Genomic DNA, 16,502 nt, shown 5'->3' with positions numbered 1-16,502 from the left:
CCCAGAAGCAATGAGGCGGCCACCACGCGCGGTGGCCGTCTTCCTTTTTCACCAGGCCGAAATGTCAGTCCGGCCCCCCGGGAAGAGTCCGATCAGGCAAGCCGGGCGTTTCAACCGAGACCGGTGCGCCGATTGAGCCAGTCCGGGTAAGGTTCGTCCCGCTGTGCCGTTTGCAACGCCTCCAGGCGAGCGGCGGCAATTGCAGGAAAAGGCGCGGCCCTTGGCTTGCCGGATTTGCGGGCGACATGAAGAAGCACCTGCTCGCACCAGGCCAGCCGCTCCCCGCTTTCGTCGAGCATCTCCTGATAGAGGTGCATCCGCTTGGCGTCGACCGCGAGCACCCTTGTGTTCACCGTGAAGGCGTCGCCCTCATGGCACTCGCGCTGATAGCCGATCCGCATCTCGAGCGTGTAGAGCGTCGCCTCGCTTTCGGCGCGATAGGCATCGTCGAGCCCGATCTTCTCCATCAGCGCGGTGACCGAGCGTGAGAAGGCGATGCCATAGGCGAAGTCGCCCATATGACCGTTGAAGTCGACCCAGTCGGGAAGCACCCGGAAGGCGCTCTGTGGTATCTCGGTGTTCATTGCTTACTCCTGACCGCCAGACGATGGCGAAACTCGCCCACGATCCCGCGACGGAACAGCAGAACGCAGACGATGAAAGTTGCTCCGAGTGCGGTGGTTACCGGAAAACCGGTGGTGGCGAAATAGTTCTGCAGGGTGACGACCAGCCCCGCGCCGACGATCGGCCCGGCAATGCTGCCGATGCCGCCGAGCAGGGTCATAAGGATCACTTCGCCCGACATGTGCCAGTTCACATCCGTCAGCGTGGCGAACTGGAACAGGATCGCCTTGAGCCCACCGGCCAGACCGGCAAAGCCCGCCGACAGGACGAAGGCGCCGAGCTTGTAGCGTTGCACCGAGTAGCCGAGCGAGATCGCCCTTTGTTCGTTCTCGCGGATGGCCTGCAGGATCATCCCGTAGGGCGAATGCACGATCCGCCAGATCGCGAAGATGCTGGCGACGAAGACGATCGTGAAGACGGAGTAGAGCGCGGTGGTGTCGGAGAGGTCGATGAGCCCGAAAAGGCGGCCGCGCGAGAACCCCTGGATACCGTCCTCGCCATGGGTAAAAGGGGCCTGCAGGCAGAAGAAGTAAAACATCTGCGCCAGCGCCAGTGTGACCATCGCAAAATAAATGCCCTGCCGGCGCACCGCCAGAAGCCCCATGATCAGGCCGAGCACAAGCGCGGCGACAACGCCTGCGAGAATGGCAAATTCGGGGTTCACTTCCCAGACCTTCAGCGCATGCGCCGTGACATAGGCGGAACCGCCGAAGAACGCAGCATGGCCGAAGGACAGAAGGCCGCCATAGCCAAGCAGCAGGTTGAACGCCGACGCGAACAGCGCGAAGCACATCAGCTTCATCAACAGCACGGGATAGACCCAGAGCGGCAGCAGCATCAGCGCTGCAATCAGCGCAAGCACCAGGATGCGCTGCAACCGGTGCGGACGCGCGGTTTCCGCCACCGTCTCGAATTCTTCGGCTTCGATCATGTCAGTATTCCTTTCCGAAGAGACCCGCCGGACGCATCATCAGGACGGCCGCCATGATGACGAAGATCGCGATATTCGCGGCTTCGGGGTAAAAGACCTTGGTCAGCCCCTCGACAATGCCAAGGAGGTAGCCTGTGGCGATGGCGCCGAGGATCGAGCCCATGCCGCCGACAACGACCACCGCGAAGATGATGATGATCATGTTTGAACCCATCGTCGGGCTGACCTGAAAGATCGGCGCGGCGAGCACGCCGGCGATCCCCGCAAGCGCGCAGCCGAAGGCGTAGGTCAAGGTCAGCAGCAGCGGTACATTCACCCCGAAGGCCTGCACGAGGGTGGAATCTTCGGTTGCGGCGCGCAGATAGGAGCCCATCTTGGTTTTCTCGATCAGCGCCCACGTGCCGAAACAGATCAGCAGCGAGGCAACGACAACCCAGCCGCGGTAGATGGGAACCGTCACGAAATCGGTGCGCAGGATGCCCTTCATTTCGTCCGGGGCCGCAAAGGGTTTCCCGGATGAACCGAAGAAATGCTGAAACAGGCCTTCCAGAAGCAGTGCCAGGCCGAATGTGAGCAGCAGACCGTAAAGGTGGTCCAGATCATAGAGACGGCGCAACATGGTCCGTTCGACCAGAGCGCCGACAATGCCCGCGATGACGGGCGCAAGCGCTAGCGATGCCCAATAGCCGAGCCCCAGATACTGGCCCAGCATCCAGGCGGTGAAGGCGCCGAGCATGTAAAAGGCGCCATGCGCGAAGTTCACCACGCGCAGGAGCCCGAAGATGACGGCCAGTCCAAGCGACATCAGCGCGTAGAAGGAGCCATTGATGAGCCCGATCAGAAACTGTCCGGTCAGCACCACCAGAGGCACGCCAAAAATCATTGTCATGTCATACTCCCAGTGCCTTGTTCAGCGTCTCGCGCCTGCCGGACAGTTCCGAGACGGAGAAGCTGTCGATCATCCTGCCTTGATCCATGACGTAGAAATGATCGGCGATCCTGGCCGCGAAACGGAAGTTCTGCTCGACCAGAAGAACGCTGAGCCCGTGGGCTTTCAGCGCCCTCAGCATCTCGCCGATCCGGTCGATGATCACCGGAGCCAGTCCTTCGGTCGGCTCGTCGAGCAGGATCAGGCGGACGCCGGTGCGCAGGATGCGCGCAATCGCCAGCATCTGCTGTTCGCCGCCCGAAAGCCTGGTGCCCGGGCTGTGCCGGCGCTCCAGCAGGTTTGGAAACAGCGTGTAGATCTCGTCGAGCGACATCGCCTTGCCGCTGCGGGCCACCACCGGCGGCAGCATCAGGTTCTCTTCGACGCTGAGCGAGGCGAAGATGCCGCGTTCCTCGGGCACGAAGCCGATGCCGGCATGCGCAACCCGATGCAGCGGCAGGCGCAGGATAGACCGTTGATCGAATTCAATCGTTCCGCTGCGCTTGCGCAAGATGCCCATCAGGCTGCGCAATGTGGTGGTCTTGCCGACGCCGTTGCGGCCCAGCAGGGTAACGGTCTCGCCGGGATAGACGTCGAGGTCGACGCCGTAAAGCGCCTGGCTCTCTCCGTACCAGGCTTCCAGGCCGCGCACTTTCAGTTGCGCGGCCTCCCGCCTTTCGCGGGTCGTCGCGGAAGCATCAGTCATCGTCCTCGGTCCCCATATAGGCTTCGCGCACGCGCGGATCGGCGCTGACCTCGGCATAATTGCCCTGCGTCAGGATCTCTCCGCGCTGCAGCACGGTGATGTCGTGGCCAATGTCGGCAACAACCTTGATATTGTGTTCCACCATCAGGACGGCGCAGTCCCGGGCGACATCGGAAATGAGCAAGGACATCGTCTCGACATCCTCCTGGCCCATGCCCGCCAGGGGTTCATCGAGAAGCAGCACTCGCGGATCGAGCGCCAACGTGGTTGCGATTTCCAGGGCGCGCTTGCGTCCATAGGAAAGGTCGGCGGCCCGGTGATCGGCCATGTCCGCAAGACCGACGCGACCGAGAAGCTCCATGGCGCGGGGCCTCAGCCGCGAGAGGCTTGCAAGCGAGCGCCAGAACTGCACGGCAAGTCCGTTTGGCCGCTGCAAGGCCACGCAGACATTGTCCACCAGTGACATGTCTCCGAAGGTGGCCGAGATCTGGAACGATCGGGCGACGCCCAGCCGCGCCACATCGGCCGGCGCCATGCGGGTGATGTCGGTTTCGCCATACATGATCGTTCCCGCGCTCGGCTGCAAAAACTTGGTGAGCAGGTTGAACACCGTGCTTTTGCCGGCGCCGTTGGGGCCGATCAACGCGTGGATCCGTCCGTGCCGGATGTCGATATCGACATCCCTGACGGCCTGGAAATTTCCGAAAGTCTTGCTGAGACCCCGTGCCGACAATGCGGCACGGGAGCCCTCCGGCGCGTTGCGCGCCGAAACGGTAGCCATCGTCATGATGTCCCTTTACCCGTTCACGAGCGGGCAATCGCTCTGCTCGATCGGCCGGAAAGCCTCGTCGCCCGGAATGGTGCGCAGGACGTTGTAATAGTCCCACGGACCCTTCGATTCCTCGGGCGTCTTGACCTTGACGAGATACATGTCATGGACGACCCGTCCGTCCTTGCGCAGGGAGGCGTTGTGGTTGAAGAAGTCGTCGATATCCATGCCGCGCATGGTTTCCATGACCTGTGATCCGCTCTTTGCCTGGCCCGATGCCTCGGCCGCCTTGAGGTAGTTCATCACCGACGAGTAGACGCCGGCATGCACCATGGTCGGCATCTTGCCGTCCATCCTTTCGCCGAACCGTTCAGACCAGGCGCGGGTTTCCTCGTTCATGTCCCAGTAGAACGCGGTCGTCAGCGTCAGGTTCTGCGCGATATCGAGGCCGACGCCATGAACGTCGGTCAGGAACAGCAGCATGCCGGCGATATCCTGCCCGCCGGCTGTGATGCCGAACTCTTCTGCCTGCTTCAGAGCGGTCATCGTGTCGCCCGAGGAGTTGGCGAGCGCGATGACATCCGCGCCCGAGGCCTGTGCCTGCAGAAGGTAGGACGAGAAATCAGAGGTCTCGCGTGGATGCATGACCTCGCCGACCACGGTTCCGCCGGCGGCCTCGACCGCCGCCGTGGTATCGGCCTCAAGCGCATGGCCGAAGGTGTAGTCGACGGTCAGGAAGAACCATTTCTTGTCGCCTTCCAGCGTCATCGCGCGGCCGGTTCCGTTGGCAAGCGCGTAGGTATCCCAGGTCCACTGGGCGGTCGACGGCGAGCAGGAAGCGCCGGTGAGCGCCGAGGAGCCCGCAGTCGAGATCAACAGCGCCGTGTCGCTCTGGCGGGTGATTTCCTGCACGGCGAGCGCCACCGACGACGTCGGCACGTCCGCGATTGCGATCACGTTCTGCTCATCGATCCAGCGGCGCGCCAGCGTCGAGCCGACATCCGGCTTGTTCTGGTGATCGCCGACGATGACTTCCACGTCTTCTCCGAGGAGCTTGCCGCCAAAGTCCTCGACGGCCATCTCCGCGGCGACCTGCGAACCCTTGCCTGAAAGGTCGTAATTCATACCCGACATGTCGGTCAGAACGCCGATCCGGTAGGGTTCGGCATGAGCCCCGGCCGCCAGAACGACAGAGAAGGCCGATGTCAGTATCGCCTTTTTCAGTACAGTCATATAAGTTCTCCTCCCATTGGGCACCGCTCAGGGTGCATGAAAATCCGGGCGATCAAACGCACCGGCCTGCATCAGGCCCCGCCACCCCCCTCGGCAAGCAGCTTGGCCAGAAAAAACTGGTCGCTCTCGGCCCCTTCGGCCCAGTTCCGGCGGGCGTGGGCATCGATCGCGGACTTGGTCATGCGAAGTGACATTGGCGGGATTTCCGCAATCTCGGTCGCCCATTTCCGACCCTCGTCGAGCGCCGCGCCCTGCGCAACCTTGCGGTCGGCAAGGCCGAGCGTCAGCGCCTCATCGGCGCCGATCACTTCGTCGCAGCACAGAATTCTCTTGGCCCGACCCGCGCCGACCCGTTCGGTCAGAAGCGGCAACCCGCCCCAGCCGAGCGTCATGCCGAGGCGAACCTCCGGAAAGCGAAGATAGGCATCCTCTGCCATCACCCGGAAATCGGCGCACAGCGCCAGGATTGCGCCGCCGCCGATGGCCGGCCCCTCCAGCGCGGCGATCACGATCTGCGGCAGCCGCCGCCAGGCCGTGGTCATGCGTGCGCCCGCATTCATGGACAGGTGCCGGGCGACAGCCGGACCTCGCGGTGTCCAGAGCCTTTCATCCTTCAGGTCGACGCCTGCCGCGAAGATTTTGGAGGCGCCGGCGAGCACGACCACCGAAATGTCGGGATCGAGCGAGAGCCTGTATGCCGCCGCTTCCAGTGCGCCGATCATTTCATGGCTCAGCGCATTCGCTTTTCCGCCCCGGTCAAACCGAACGGTTGCAATCGCGCCCTGAACGTCAACCTCTACCCCTGACATTACGGCCATTTCCCTCATCATTTTCCCGTCGCCGAGCGACATACTACTAAGTATGTTGCACATCGCGACCCAACAATGCAATATGAAATATGAGAGGACGAGGAGACGACGCGCGTCCTGAAATTGACTTTTTCCGGAGGAGGAGAAGATGGACCCAATGTCTGAGGACACGGCCCACAAGACCGTTGCGCCGAGCGATCCGGCACTTGACCGAAACCGTTCCGTTCTGCGCTATATCCTTGATGGATATGCGCAAACCCAGCCTGAAGCGCCCTTTGTCCAGTTCTGGCCCGGACCGTCATGGACCTATGGCGAACTGCATCGCAAGGTCCGCCTCAGGGCGAGCGCGCTCGCGCAGGCCGGTGTCGGCAGAGGCGATCACGTGCTCTGCCTCATGGGCAACAGTCCCGATCTGCTGTGCAGCTGGTTCGCAATAAACTATCTCGGCGCGGTCTATGTGCCGATCAACGCCGGCGCGCGCGGACATATGCTCGAACACATCCTCAGCGATGCCGACGCGCCTGTTCTGATCGCGCAGGCTGCGCTGGTCGAGCGGCTGTCAGAGATAAGCCCCGGCGCGGTGAAAACCGTTCTGGTGGTCGAGGGCGAGGCCGCTGCGATCTCAGGCTACGACGTCCGGACGCTGGTCGACCCGGAGAAGGAGGACATGCAGGCGCTGAGCCTGTCGCAGCCGATCGAACCCTGGGACCTGCACGCGATCATGTATACGTCGGGCACGACCGGCAACGCCAAGGGCGTGATGAGCACCTATGCCCAGCACTACACCATGGGGCCGGACGCCTTTGATTGCGTCGGTACCGACGACCGCTGCATGATCTGCGGCCCGATCTTTCACTGCGGATCGACGCTTTATGTCAATGCCATGCTGGCGCGCGGCCTCTCGATCGGGATGATGCGCGAGTTCAAGACGGACACGTTCTGGCAAGCCGTTCGCGAGACCGGCTCGACCTACTGCCTGCTTCTCGGCGTCATGGCAGCCTTCCTGCTGAAGGCTCCCGTTCGCCCCGATGACCGCGACCATCCATTGCGCCGCGCCTTCATCACGCCCTTTGGCGAGGATGGCCCGCTCTTCGCGGAACGGTTCGGCGTTGAGGCGTGGACGATATACAACATGACGGAGATCGCGAGCCCCCTGCACGCCGGCCCCGGCATCACCGCCAAGGGGATCGCCGGCAAACCGCGCCCCTGGTGCGAGCTTCGCATCGTCGACGAGAACGACATGCCGCTCGGGACAGGCGAGGTGGGCGAACTGATCATCCGTTCGCACCGCCCCTGGGCGCTGATGGCCGGCTACTACAAAAACCCTGCCGCGACGGTCGATGCGATGCGCAACGGCTGGTTCCACACGGGCGACAGCTTCCGGAGAGACGAGGACGGGACCTACTACTTTGTCGATCGTCTCAAGGACATCATCCGGCGGCGCGGCGAGAACATCTCTTCCTTCGCCCTGGAAAGCGAGGTCCTCGGCATGGCGGAGATCCGGGCGTGCGCGGCCGTCGCCGTGCCTTCCGAGTTCACCGAGGACGAGGTCCTGATCGTTGTTTCGCCCGCCAGCGCACAGGGCATCGATCCGGCCTCAGTCCTTGACCGGCTTTCCGTGACGCTGCCGCGCTATATGGTGCCGCGTTACCTCCGCGTTCTCGACGATTTGCCAAAAACCGCCTCGGGCAAGGTGCAGAAGCACCTGCTGCGCAAGGAAGGCGTAACCGACGATACCTTTGACCGGGAAGCAGCCAAGCCTGCCCGCGCCGAGGCCTGATCCAGGCTTTGCGACGCCTTTCGCGCCGCCGGCATTGCAACGTTGCTGCTGGCTTTACACTCGTATCGGCAAGACGAGAGCCGGCGGGGCGGCTCAGGCGGCCGGGGCGTCTGGCTCCGGTCGCGTCGCCAAGGCGATCTTCAAACAGAGACGTTGTCAGCAGGGGGCACCTGGCTGCAAGTTCATGACCAGACGGGAAGTCCGCGCGCGTGGCGCGGAAGAAGGGCGCACCGCCGCCCGGCGGCCATCGCCCGCCTGCCGCCCTCGCTGAGGACGGCATCGCATCAGGCCGCAAGCTTTTCCGGCGCCGGCCTATTGGCGCTAGCCTTGAACCAACGGCTCATCCTGCGTTCGCACCCCCGAAGGGTGATGGCGTGATTGGCCGGACCGCTGTCGATGCAGCCTTGCCCGGCCAGGCATATGCGGCAGTTCAGCCGAGCGAGATGGTGATTTCCTCGACCTCGGCCTTCGACGCGCCACGATAGGCGGTGACTTCGATCTCGACCTTGAAGTCCGGCGCGCCGAGCGGCGAGCAGGTGACGGTGCGCTGCGGATCGATGCCGCGGAAACGCTCGCCGACATATTCCATCACCGCCTTGGCATCCTCGACGTAGGGGATGAAGATCTTCGACTGGACGACATCGGCAAGGCAGGAGTCGACCGACTTCAGCGCGCCCTCGATATTGTCGAAGCACTGGCGGGCCTGCTCGACCGGATCGGTCGACATTTCGCGGGTCTTGTAGTTGCGGCCGGCGGTGTTGGACACGAAGATCCAGTCATCAACGCAGACGATGCGCGAATAGCTTTCCCTGGTTTCGAAGATGGAGCCGGATTTGACTTTGGTGATCTTGACCATGGTTTTTCCTGTTCTGTTTGGGTTTGAGAAGGACAAGGGAAGAGTGTCCGCAGGCGCTGCCGCCTGCGACGATGATGGGAATCGAATGAAATGCCGGCCGGGCGATTACTGCTTGTAAAAGCGCTCCGCCGTCTCCGCGCTGATGCGCCCTTCGGCAAGGTCGCGCCGGACGGCCGCCGGGTCGCGGCCCGCCGGATCGCCGTAGCCGCCGCCGCCGGGGGTGGTGATGGAGACGATCTGGCCAGGCTTCAGGTCGACCATGCCGGCGAAATCCGTGCGGCCGTCGCCGAAGTCGAGCATGGTGCCTCGCGCCGAGGTGCCGCCATCGAGGCCCCAGGGCTCGGAGGCCACCCGCGACCCTTCGACGGTGAACCGGCAGGCCTTTTCCGCGCGGTAGACGCGGCGCACGCCCATGCCGCCGCGCCAGGCGCCGGCGCCGGCGGAATCATCAACCAGTTCGTAGCGCAGCAGCGTCAGCGGATATTCGAGCTCCAGCGACTCCACCGGCAGGTTCGAGGTGTTGGTGAGGCTGACATGGATGCCCGAAAGCCCGTCGGAGGACGGCCGCGCGCCGCCGCCGCCGCCGATGGTTTCGAGATAGACCCAGATCGAGCCATCGTCATGGACACCGTTGAAGATCGCCCCTGTGCAGCAGCCATTGCCCGCCGCCATGACCTTGCCCGGAAGCGCTCTGGCGAGCGCGCCATAGACGAGGTCGCAGACCCGCTGGGCCGCCGCGATGCGGCCATCGACGGCCGCCGGATGCTCGCAGTTGAGGATCGACCCCTTCGGCGCGGTCACCGTCAGCGGACGGGCAAGCCCGGCATTGGGCAGGATCGTCGGATCGACGACCGACTTCACCGCGAAATAGCTCGCGGCCAGCAGCGAGGTGTAGATCAGGTTCAGTCCGGCGCGCAGCTGCGGCGGTCCGTCGAAGGCGAGCGTCATTTCGTCGCCGGCAATGGTGATTTCGACGGAAAGCTTGATCCTGTCGCCGCGCTGGTTTGAATCGAACTGGTCGGAGAAGCCGTAGGTGCCGTCCGGAATGGCAGCAATGCCGGCGCGCATCTTGCGCTCGGCATAATCCTGCAATGCCTCGCCGGCGGCCAGCACCTTGTCCGTGCCGTATTTGCCGCAGAGATCCTGCATGCGCTGAACGGCGAGCCGGTTGGCCGACATCTGGGCGCGCAGATCCGACAGGCGCTCGCGCGGGACCTGGCAGTTGAGCAGGAACATCTCCTGCAGGTCCTGGTTCAGCACGCCCTCGCGATAGAGCCGCACCGGCGGGATGCGCAGGCCCTCCTGATAGATATGCTCGTGGCCGCGATCGGCGAAATCCGAATGATGGGCGGTGTTGACGGCCCAGGCCACCAGCGTGCCATCGACGAAGATCGGCTCGGCGAGCACGATATCCGGCAGATGGGTCGCTCCGCCGGCATAGGCATCATTGGCCATGAACACGTCCCCGGGCTTGATGTCGCCCAGTTTGAACCGGCCATAGATCGCGCCGATCACGCCAAGGAAGGAGCCGAGATGCATCGGGATATGCTCGGCCTGGCAAAGCGTGTTGCCGTGGCGGTCGAACAGCGCGGTCGAGCAGTCGCGGCGCTCCTTGATATTGGTCGAATAGGAGGCGCGCACCAGCGCCTCGCCCATCTCCTCGACGATGGACTGCAGCGCCGAGCCGATGACTTCTACCGTGATGGGATCAATCGTGGTCATCGTTCAAACCTCCAGGATGAGATTGAGATAGGGGTCGACCGTGCCGGTCATCTCCGGCAGCAGCACGGTGGTCGTGTCCATCTGCTCGATGATCGCCGGGCCGGTAATGACGTTGCCCACCTTCATCAGCCCGCGTTCATAGACCGGGCAGGTGACGAAACCGCCGGCTTCCGACATCCACACATCGCGTTCGCCGATCTTCGCGCCCGAGGCATCGGGACCGTGATCGTCCTGTTTCTGGAATTCGGCCTTGTCGACGATGCCAGCGGCCTCGACGCGCAGGGTGACGAGCTGGATCGGTTCCCCTTCGGCGATGAAACCGAAGCGCTGGCGGTGCGCCGCCTCGAAGCCCTTTTCGAGCGCTGTGAAGGTTTCCGCCGTGATCGGCCCCGCCGGAACCGTGACCGAAAGCTCGTAATTCTGCCCGGCATAGCGCATGTCCACCGTGCGGGTGATGACGCGACGATCGGCGGCGATCTTCTCCGCTTCGAACCAGACATCGGCCTGTTCGGCAAGTGCAGCGAACCCCTCTTCCAGAGCGGGGCGCGCGGCCTCGGAGAGTTGCATCAGCCGCGACAGGGCGAAATCGGAGCGCAGGTCGGTCAGCAGCAGGCCAAGCGCACAGAGCGTTCCCGGCGTCAGCGGCACGATCACCGTCTTCATGTCCAGTTCGCGCGCAAGACGTGCGGCATGGAGCGGACCGGCGCCGCCGAAGGCCATCAGCGCATAGTCGCGCGGGTCATGGCCGCGCTGGACCGAGATCACCCGGATCGCCTTCGCCATATTGGCGGTGACGACGGAAATAATGCCCTGCGCGGTCTCCATGACGTCAACGCCGAGCCTGTCGGCCAGCCGCTGGATCGAAGTGAGCGCCAGATCATGCCGCACCTTCATGCGGCCGCCGAGAATTTCCACCGGGTTCAGCGTCTGCAACACAATGTTGGCGTCGGTGACCGTCGGCTCCTCATTGCCGAGCCCGTAGCAGACCGGCCCCGGATGGGCGCCGGCAGAACGCGGCCCGACCTTCAAGAGGCCACCAGTATCGACATGAGCGATGGAACCGCCGCCCGCACCAACCGTGTGAATGTCGAGCATCGGCGCCTTGATCGGATAGCCGTGGACATCGGCCTCGCCGGTGAGCTGGCAGACGCCGTTCTGCAGCAGCGCCACGTCAGAGGAAGTGCCGCCGACATCGAAGGTGATGATGTTGTCGAAACCGGCCATCCTGCCGATCGCCTGCGCGCCGACAACGCCGGTCGAGGGACCGGAGAGCACGGTGCGCACCGGCAGGCTGCTCGCCTGATCGAAGCCGATGACGCCGCCATTCGACTGGGTGAGCTGCGGCGCAACCTTCAGGCCGATTTCGGCGAGCCTATCCTTCAGCCGGCGGATATAGCGCTGCATCACCGGGCCGAGATAGGCGTTGACCACAGTGGTCGAGAGCCGCTCATATTCGCGGAACTCGGGCGCGACGGCATGGGAGGCCGATACGAACACCTCCGGCAGTTCCTCCGCCGCGATCGCCAGAGCGCGCTCTTCATGCGCGGTATTGAGGAAGCCGTAGAGAAAGCAGATCGCCAGCGCCTTGATATCCTCGGCGGCGAGCGCGCGAAAAGCTTCGCGCAGCGCGTCTTCATCCAGCGGCACGGCAACGCTGCCATCGGCTTTCAGCCGTTCGGGCACTTCCCGGCGCAGGTCGCGGGTGACGAGCTGTTCCGGCTTTTCGGCGAACATGTCGTAGAGATTCGGACGCTTCTGACGGCCGATCTCGAGCAGGTCGCGGAAGCCGTCGGAGACGACGAGGCCCGTTTTCACGCCGCGCAGTTCGATCAGCGCATTGGTGGCGACCGTGGTGCCGTGGCCGAGAAAGGCGAGATCACCGGCTTTCGCGCCGACCTTTTCCAGACCCTCGACCACGCCTTGGGCGATGGCGCGCGACGGATCGTCCGGGGTGGAGGAGACCTTCCAGATCTCGATTGCTCCGGTCTCATCATTGAAGAGGCAGACGTCGGTGAATGTTCCGCCGGAATCGACGCCGATTCTCCAGGCCATGTCATGTTCCCTTTGGCTATTGCCGTCGCGCCGCTCTTCAGGCGGCCTTGGCAGTCTTCGAAAAGCGTTCATACCGGAAAGGCGCCGGATCAACGCAGGTTTTCTCGTTGCGGACGAGTTCGGCCATCAGGCGGCCCGCGCCCGGCCCGCTGCCGAAGCCGTGGCCGGAAAAGCCCGACGACAGATAGAGCCCCGGCACGGCCGCAATCGGGCCGATCACCGGGATCGCGTCCGGCGTCGCATCGATCATGCCGGCCCAGCTGTGGGTCAGGCGGGCATCGGCGAAGGCCGGAAAGGCGCGCGTGAGGTTGCGGACCGCGTTGCGGTTGAAGGGCGCATGCGGCACAGGATCGAGCGTTCGGATCGCCTCGAAGGGCGTCGCCTCATCGAGCGACCAGCGGCGCGGCATGTTCAGTTCGCTGACCGTCTGGCCGTTGACGCGCAGCTTCAACTCCCGCCAGCTCGTCAGGAGCGTCGGCAGGAAATCGAAGAACAGGCGGAAGCTGTCCGGCGTGATCGGCGCGACATTGGCATTGCGCTGGGCAATGGTATAGCCGCCGTCGAGACGCCTGCGGAAGGAAAAGTCGCCGCCGCCGACCGGCATTTCCGGCACGGCGCCCTCGCTTTCGATCCGCGCGGCCGTGCCGAGCAGCTTCAGTTGCGGGAAGTTAAGCCCGAGATTGCCGAGGAAGAGCCGCGACCACGCGCCCGCCGCGACGACGACGCTCGATGTCGCGATCGTGCCCTTCTCCGTCACCACGCCGCTGATGCGACCGCCGGCCGTCTCGATCCCGCGCACGGCGCAGTTTTCGGTGATCGTCGCGCCGAGACGCACGGCGGCGGATGCCATTTGCGGCACGGCCCTTTCCGGTTCGGCGCGGCCGTCATTGGCGGTATGAAGCCCCAGCGTATATTGCGCGGCAATGCCCGGCAGCAGGCTCTGCAGACCGGCGGAATCGAGAAGCGTCGAGGGCATGCCGGCCTCGCGGCCGTATTTCTCCCAGGCGGTGAACTCGGCGATCTCCGCCCTGGTGCGGCAGACATAGGTGATGCCGGTTTCGCGGAAGCCGGTTTCGATGCCGAAGCGGCGATCAATATCGCGCCAGAGGTTGAGGCTTTCGATCGTCAGCGGCAATTCGGCGGGGTCGCGCCCCATCTGCCGCACCCAGCCCCAGTTGCGCGAGCTCTGCTCGGCGGCAACCACGCCCTTTTCGCAGAGGGTGACGTTGACGCCGGCCTCGGCCAGGAAAAGGGCGGTCGTGACCCCGGCAATGCCGCCGCCGATGACCACGACATCGGCGCGCTCGGGCAGGGGGGCCGAAAAGCCCGGACGTTGCAAATTCGGAACCGGCATGGCGCTCTCCTCAGAGCATGTCTTCGAGACGGCAGTTGACCAGCATTTCCGCCATCGCCGCGTTGTTGGGAAGTTCGATCGCGGTGCGCACCAGCTCGGCCATGGTCTCCGGCTGGATCATGTCCTCGGGCTTGACCTTGCTGGTGTAGGAACTCATCTCGGTGCGCACGAAGCTCGGGCAGATCGCGGTGGCGCGCACACCCTTTTCCCAGGCCACATGGCGCGTCGTGTGGGTCAGCCCCATGACCGCGAACTTGGTCATGTTATAGCCGACAAAGCCGTTGCGCACCCGCTTGCCGGACATCGAGACGATGTTGACGATCCGCCCGCGACCGGCTTCCTCCAGATGCGGCAGGCACAACCGGGTGAGCCTGAGCGGCGCCTTGACGTTAACCGCCCAGAGCCGGTCCAGCGCCTCTTCATTGTCGTCGGTGAGCAGCACCTGCTCGCCGTTTCCGGCATTGTTGACGAGGCCGTCGATCCGCCCGAAACGGGCGACCGTCCGATCGACCCACTGTTTCGCCGTCTCGGGCTCATAGGCATCGAAACGGTTATGGAGCAGCCTATCGCCGGGCGGGCCGAACTCGGCCTCGAGCCTGGCGGTATCGCGCGCACCGAGCGAAAGCCGGTAGCCGTGCTGAAGAAGATCCCTGACGATCGCCGCGCCGATGCCGCGATTGGCGCCGGACACCAGGATGACCGGGGCGCTCTGTGGTGTAGTGTGCATTTATCAAATTCTCTTGCAACGTTATCTGAAAGTCGCTCGCCGTTTTATGCGCTTATGTGCATTTTTATGAACGATACATTGCGAAATGACAACTGGCAATCGCCTTTCAATGCGAAAACGCGTTAAAAAATGCAGGTGGCTGCACTGTTTCTTCTGATTTTTGGCAAAAAACGTGAACCTTTTTGCGTTTTTGATTGACAGTTTTTGACGGGACTGCTTACTTTGACAAATCCGAAGAACGAAAACGTCTCGGTGCCCGGCCGAACAGCGGGCGGGCGCACAGCCTTTCGAAAGGGGAACCGAATGACCATCACTAGACGTGCGCTGATGCGCAATGCTGCCCTGGCCGGCGCGATCGGCGCCCTTGGCAATCGCGCCTTTGCCGCCTCCACCGTCCGTTGGGACATGGCGGACGAGTACAATGCCGACGCGCTCTCGGGCAAGGCGTCGAAACACTTCCTGACCGAGCTGCAGAAGAAGGTCGGCGACCAGATCGCCATCACCTATCAGGGCGGCGGCGCGCTCGGCTACAAATCGGCGGACCAGTTCGACGCCGTGCAGGACGGCGCGGTGCAGACCGCGGTGACCCTGATGACCCAGCTCGGCGGCATCGACCCGCTGTTCAACCTGTCCTCCCTGCCTTTCATCGCCAAAACCCCGAGGGAAGCCTATCTTCTCTGGCAGGCGGCGCGTCCGGAATACGAAAAGATCTTCGCCGACAACAACATGGTTCTGCTCTGGGCCATGCCGAACCCGCCATCCGGCATCTTCGCCGACCGGGCGATCACCTCGATGGACGCGCTCAACGGCCTGCGCATCCGCACCTATGACGTCAACGGCACGCAGACGCTGATGAAGGCCGGCGCGGCGCCGCTGCAGATCGCATGGTCCGATCTCATCCCCCAGCTGTCGACCGGCGCGATCGACGCGGTCCTGACATCGGCCGATGGCGGCGTGCAGCTCTCTCTCTGGGATTATCTCAGCGACTTCACCGAGATGAACTACGCCATGGGCCTGTTCATGTGCCATGTGAACAAGGACGCATTCGACGCCCTGCCGAAGGATGTCCAGGACGCCATGCTCGGCCTGACCGAAAGCTCAGATGCCTACAACTGGCAGATCATGACCGACAGCATCGAGGCCTCCTACAAGATCCTGCGCGACCACGGCATGACCGTGACCACCGCGGCCGATGTGCCGGATGACGTTTTCGCGACGCTGAACGCCGCCGGTGCTGCCGTGCGCGAGGACTGGGTGGCGAAAACCGGAACGCGTGGCGCCGACGTGCTGGCGAAGTTTGATGCGCTGAAGGCCGGCTGATATCTCTCCTCCTGCGGCTCGTCATCCCGATGATGGCGGGCCGCATGAATCACTTCATTCAGCGGACATGCAGCGCGGAGCCTTCCGCTGCCCTCCGTACGGGAGATGACCATGGCGCTCGAAGAAACGCATTCACACCACCTCTCCGAGGCGACCGACGATCCGAAATGGCTGCGGATCATCGCTCATGCCTCGACCATCCTCAATCGGGCGGCGGCCTTCGTCGCGGCCTGCATCCTGGTCCTGATGACCGCATTCACGCTTCTGGAAATCTGCCTGCGCGTTTTCTCGAAATCCACCTTCATGGCGGATTCGCTGGTCGGCAACGGCGTTGCCGCCGTCGCCTTCCTGTCGGCTGCCTGGGCGCTGGAAGAAGGCTTCATGATCCGCGTCAAGGTGCTGACCGATCGAGCCGGGCCGAAACTGGCCTGGATGTGTGAGTTCGGCACGCTCGTCGCGGTCGAGGCGCTGATGGTTTTCCTGGCCTGGTACCAGTGGAAGTCCGTGTTCAAGAACTGGAGCCGGGGCACCGTTTCCGAAACCTACCTCCCCATCCCGATGTGGATCCCCGAGAGCTTTTTCCTGATCGGCCTTTCTCTGATGGCGTTTCAGGTAATCGTACGGATCCTCCGGCTTCTGGCCGTCGGCCACGCCGATGAGCGCGCGCTCACACTCTAGCGCAGGAAGAAAC

At 63.6% G+C, this 16,502-nt stretch carries 15 protein-coding genes; 3 read left to right on the top strand and 12 right to left on the bottom strand.

The genetic code is table 11. From position 1 onward, the window contains the following. Window positions 1–110: 110 nt before the first annotated feature. The 7 genes from AZF01_RS22045 to AZF01_RS22015 form a co-directional block, all read right to left on the bottom strand. Window positions 111–584: a thioesterase family protein gene (locus AZF01_RS22045; RefSeq protein WP_024706653.1), complete on the bottom strand. Its 474-nt coding sequence runs from the start codon at window positions 582–584 to the stop codon at window positions 111–113. Continuing rightward, a complete protein-coding gene (locus AZF01_RS22040; RefSeq protein ID WP_024706654.1) occupies window positions 581–1,555 on the bottom strand; it encodes a branched-chain amino acid ABC transporter permease in 975 nt (324 codons plus the stop codon). The genes AZF01_RS22045 and AZF01_RS22040 overlap by 4 nt, the downstream gene beginning before the upstream one ends. Before the next feature lies 1 nt (window position 1,556). Then, complete coding sequence (locus tag AZF01_RS22035) at window positions 1,557–2,444, bottom strand: branched-chain amino acid ABC transporter permease (protein WP_024706655.1); 888 nt, start codon at window positions 2,442–2,444, stop codon at window positions 1,557–1,559. 1 nt (window position 2,445) lies between these two features. After that, window positions 2,446–3,189, bottom strand: a complete 744-nt coding sequence (locus AZF01_RS22030) for an ABC transporter ATP-binding protein (RefSeq protein WP_051423981.1) — start codon at window positions 3,187–3,189, stop codon at window positions 2,446–2,448. Next, the gene (locus AZF01_RS22025) at window positions 3,182–3,970 is read right to left on the bottom strand and encodes an ABC transporter ATP-binding protein (protein WP_024706657.1); all 789 of its coding nucleotides are present in this window, start codon (window positions 3,968–3,970) and stop codon (window positions 3,182–3,184) included. The genes AZF01_RS22030 and AZF01_RS22025 overlap by 8 nt, the downstream gene beginning before the upstream one ends. 15 nt (window positions 3,971–3,985) lie before the next feature. Beyond that, the gene (locus AZF01_RS22020) at window positions 3,986–5,191 is read right to left on the bottom strand and encodes an ABC transporter substrate-binding protein (protein ID WP_024706658.1); all 1,206 of its coding nucleotides are present in this window, start codon (window positions 5,189–5,191) and stop codon (window positions 3,986–3,988) included. A gap of 71 nt (window positions 5,192–5,262) precedes the next feature. Further along, on the bottom strand, window positions 5,263–6,009 hold the full coding sequence (locus tag AZF01_RS22015; protein ID WP_051423982.1) for an enoyl-CoA hydratase/isomerase family protein: 747 nt from the start codon (window positions 6,007–6,009) through the stop codon (window positions 5,263–5,265). Window positions 6,010–6,157: 148 nt separating this feature from the next. Here AZF01_RS22015 and AZF01_RS22010 point away from each other — a divergent pair, with 148 nt between their 5' ends. Continuing rightward, complete coding sequence (locus AZF01_RS22010; RefSeq protein ID WP_024706660.1) at window positions 6,158–7,780, top strand: AMP-binding protein; 1,623 nt, start codon at window positions 6,158–6,160, stop codon at window positions 7,778–7,780. A gap of 430 nt (window positions 7,781–8,210) precedes the next feature. Here the strand turns inward: AZF01_RS22010 and AZF01_RS22005 are convergent, their stop codons facing one another. From AZF01_RS22005 to AZF01_RS21985, 5 genes are all read right to left on the bottom strand, one after another. Further along, complete coding sequence (locus AZF01_RS22005) at window positions 8,211–8,636, bottom strand: RidA family protein (protein WP_024706661.1); 426 nt, start codon at window positions 8,634–8,636, stop codon at window positions 8,211–8,213. Window positions 8,637–8,741: 105 nt separating this feature from the next. Continuing rightward, window positions 8,742–10,358, bottom strand: a complete 1,617-nt coding sequence (locus AZF01_RS22000) for a hydantoinase B/oxoprolinase family protein (protein WP_024706662.1) — start codon at window positions 10,356–10,358, stop codon at window positions 8,742–8,744. A 3-nt stretch (window positions 10,359–10,361) separates the two neighbouring features. Beyond that, a complete protein-coding gene (locus tag AZF01_RS21995; RefSeq protein WP_024706663.1) occupies window positions 10,362–12,410 on the bottom strand; it encodes a hydantoinase/oxoprolinase family protein in 2,049 nt (682 codons plus the stop codon). 37 nt (window positions 12,411–12,447) lie between these two features. Further along, entirely contained in the window at window positions 12,448–13,764 is a 1,317-nt protein-coding gene (locus AZF01_RS21990) for an FAD-binding oxidoreductase (protein ID WP_024706664.1), read from the bottom strand. Between the two features lie 10 nt (window positions 13,765–13,774). Then, entirely contained in the window at window positions 13,775–14,491 is a 717-nt protein-coding gene (locus AZF01_RS21985; RefSeq protein ID WP_024706665.1) for an SDR family NAD(P)-dependent oxidoreductase, read from the bottom strand. A gap of 303 nt (window positions 14,492–14,794) precedes the next feature. On the opposite strand from AZF01_RS21985, the gene AZF01_RS21980 reads away from it, so the two are divergent. Together AZF01_RS21980 and AZF01_RS21975 are read left to right on the top strand one after the other, a co-directional pair. Then, window positions 14,795–15,811 carry a TRAP transporter substrate-binding protein gene (locus AZF01_RS21980; RefSeq protein WP_024706666.1) on the top strand — a complete coding sequence of 339 codons (1,017 nt, stop codon included), beginning with the start codon at window positions 14,795–14,797 and terminating at the stop codon, window positions 15,809–15,811. Between the two features lie 111 nt (window positions 15,812–15,922). Further along, on the top strand, window positions 15,923–16,489 hold the full coding sequence (locus AZF01_RS21975) for a TRAP transporter small permease (RefSeq protein WP_024706667.1): 567 nt from the start codon (window positions 15,923–15,925) through the stop codon (window positions 16,487–16,489). The last annotated feature ends 13 nt before the right edge of the window (window positions 16,490–16,502 follow it).

Source organism: Martelella sp. AD-3 (assembly GCF_001578105.1).
GTDB lineage: Bacteria > Pseudomonadota > Alphaproteobacteria > Rhizobiales > Rhizobiaceae > Martelella.
Note: the sequence above shows the minus strand (reverse complement) of the source record. Positions and strands in the feature narration are given on the sequence as shown.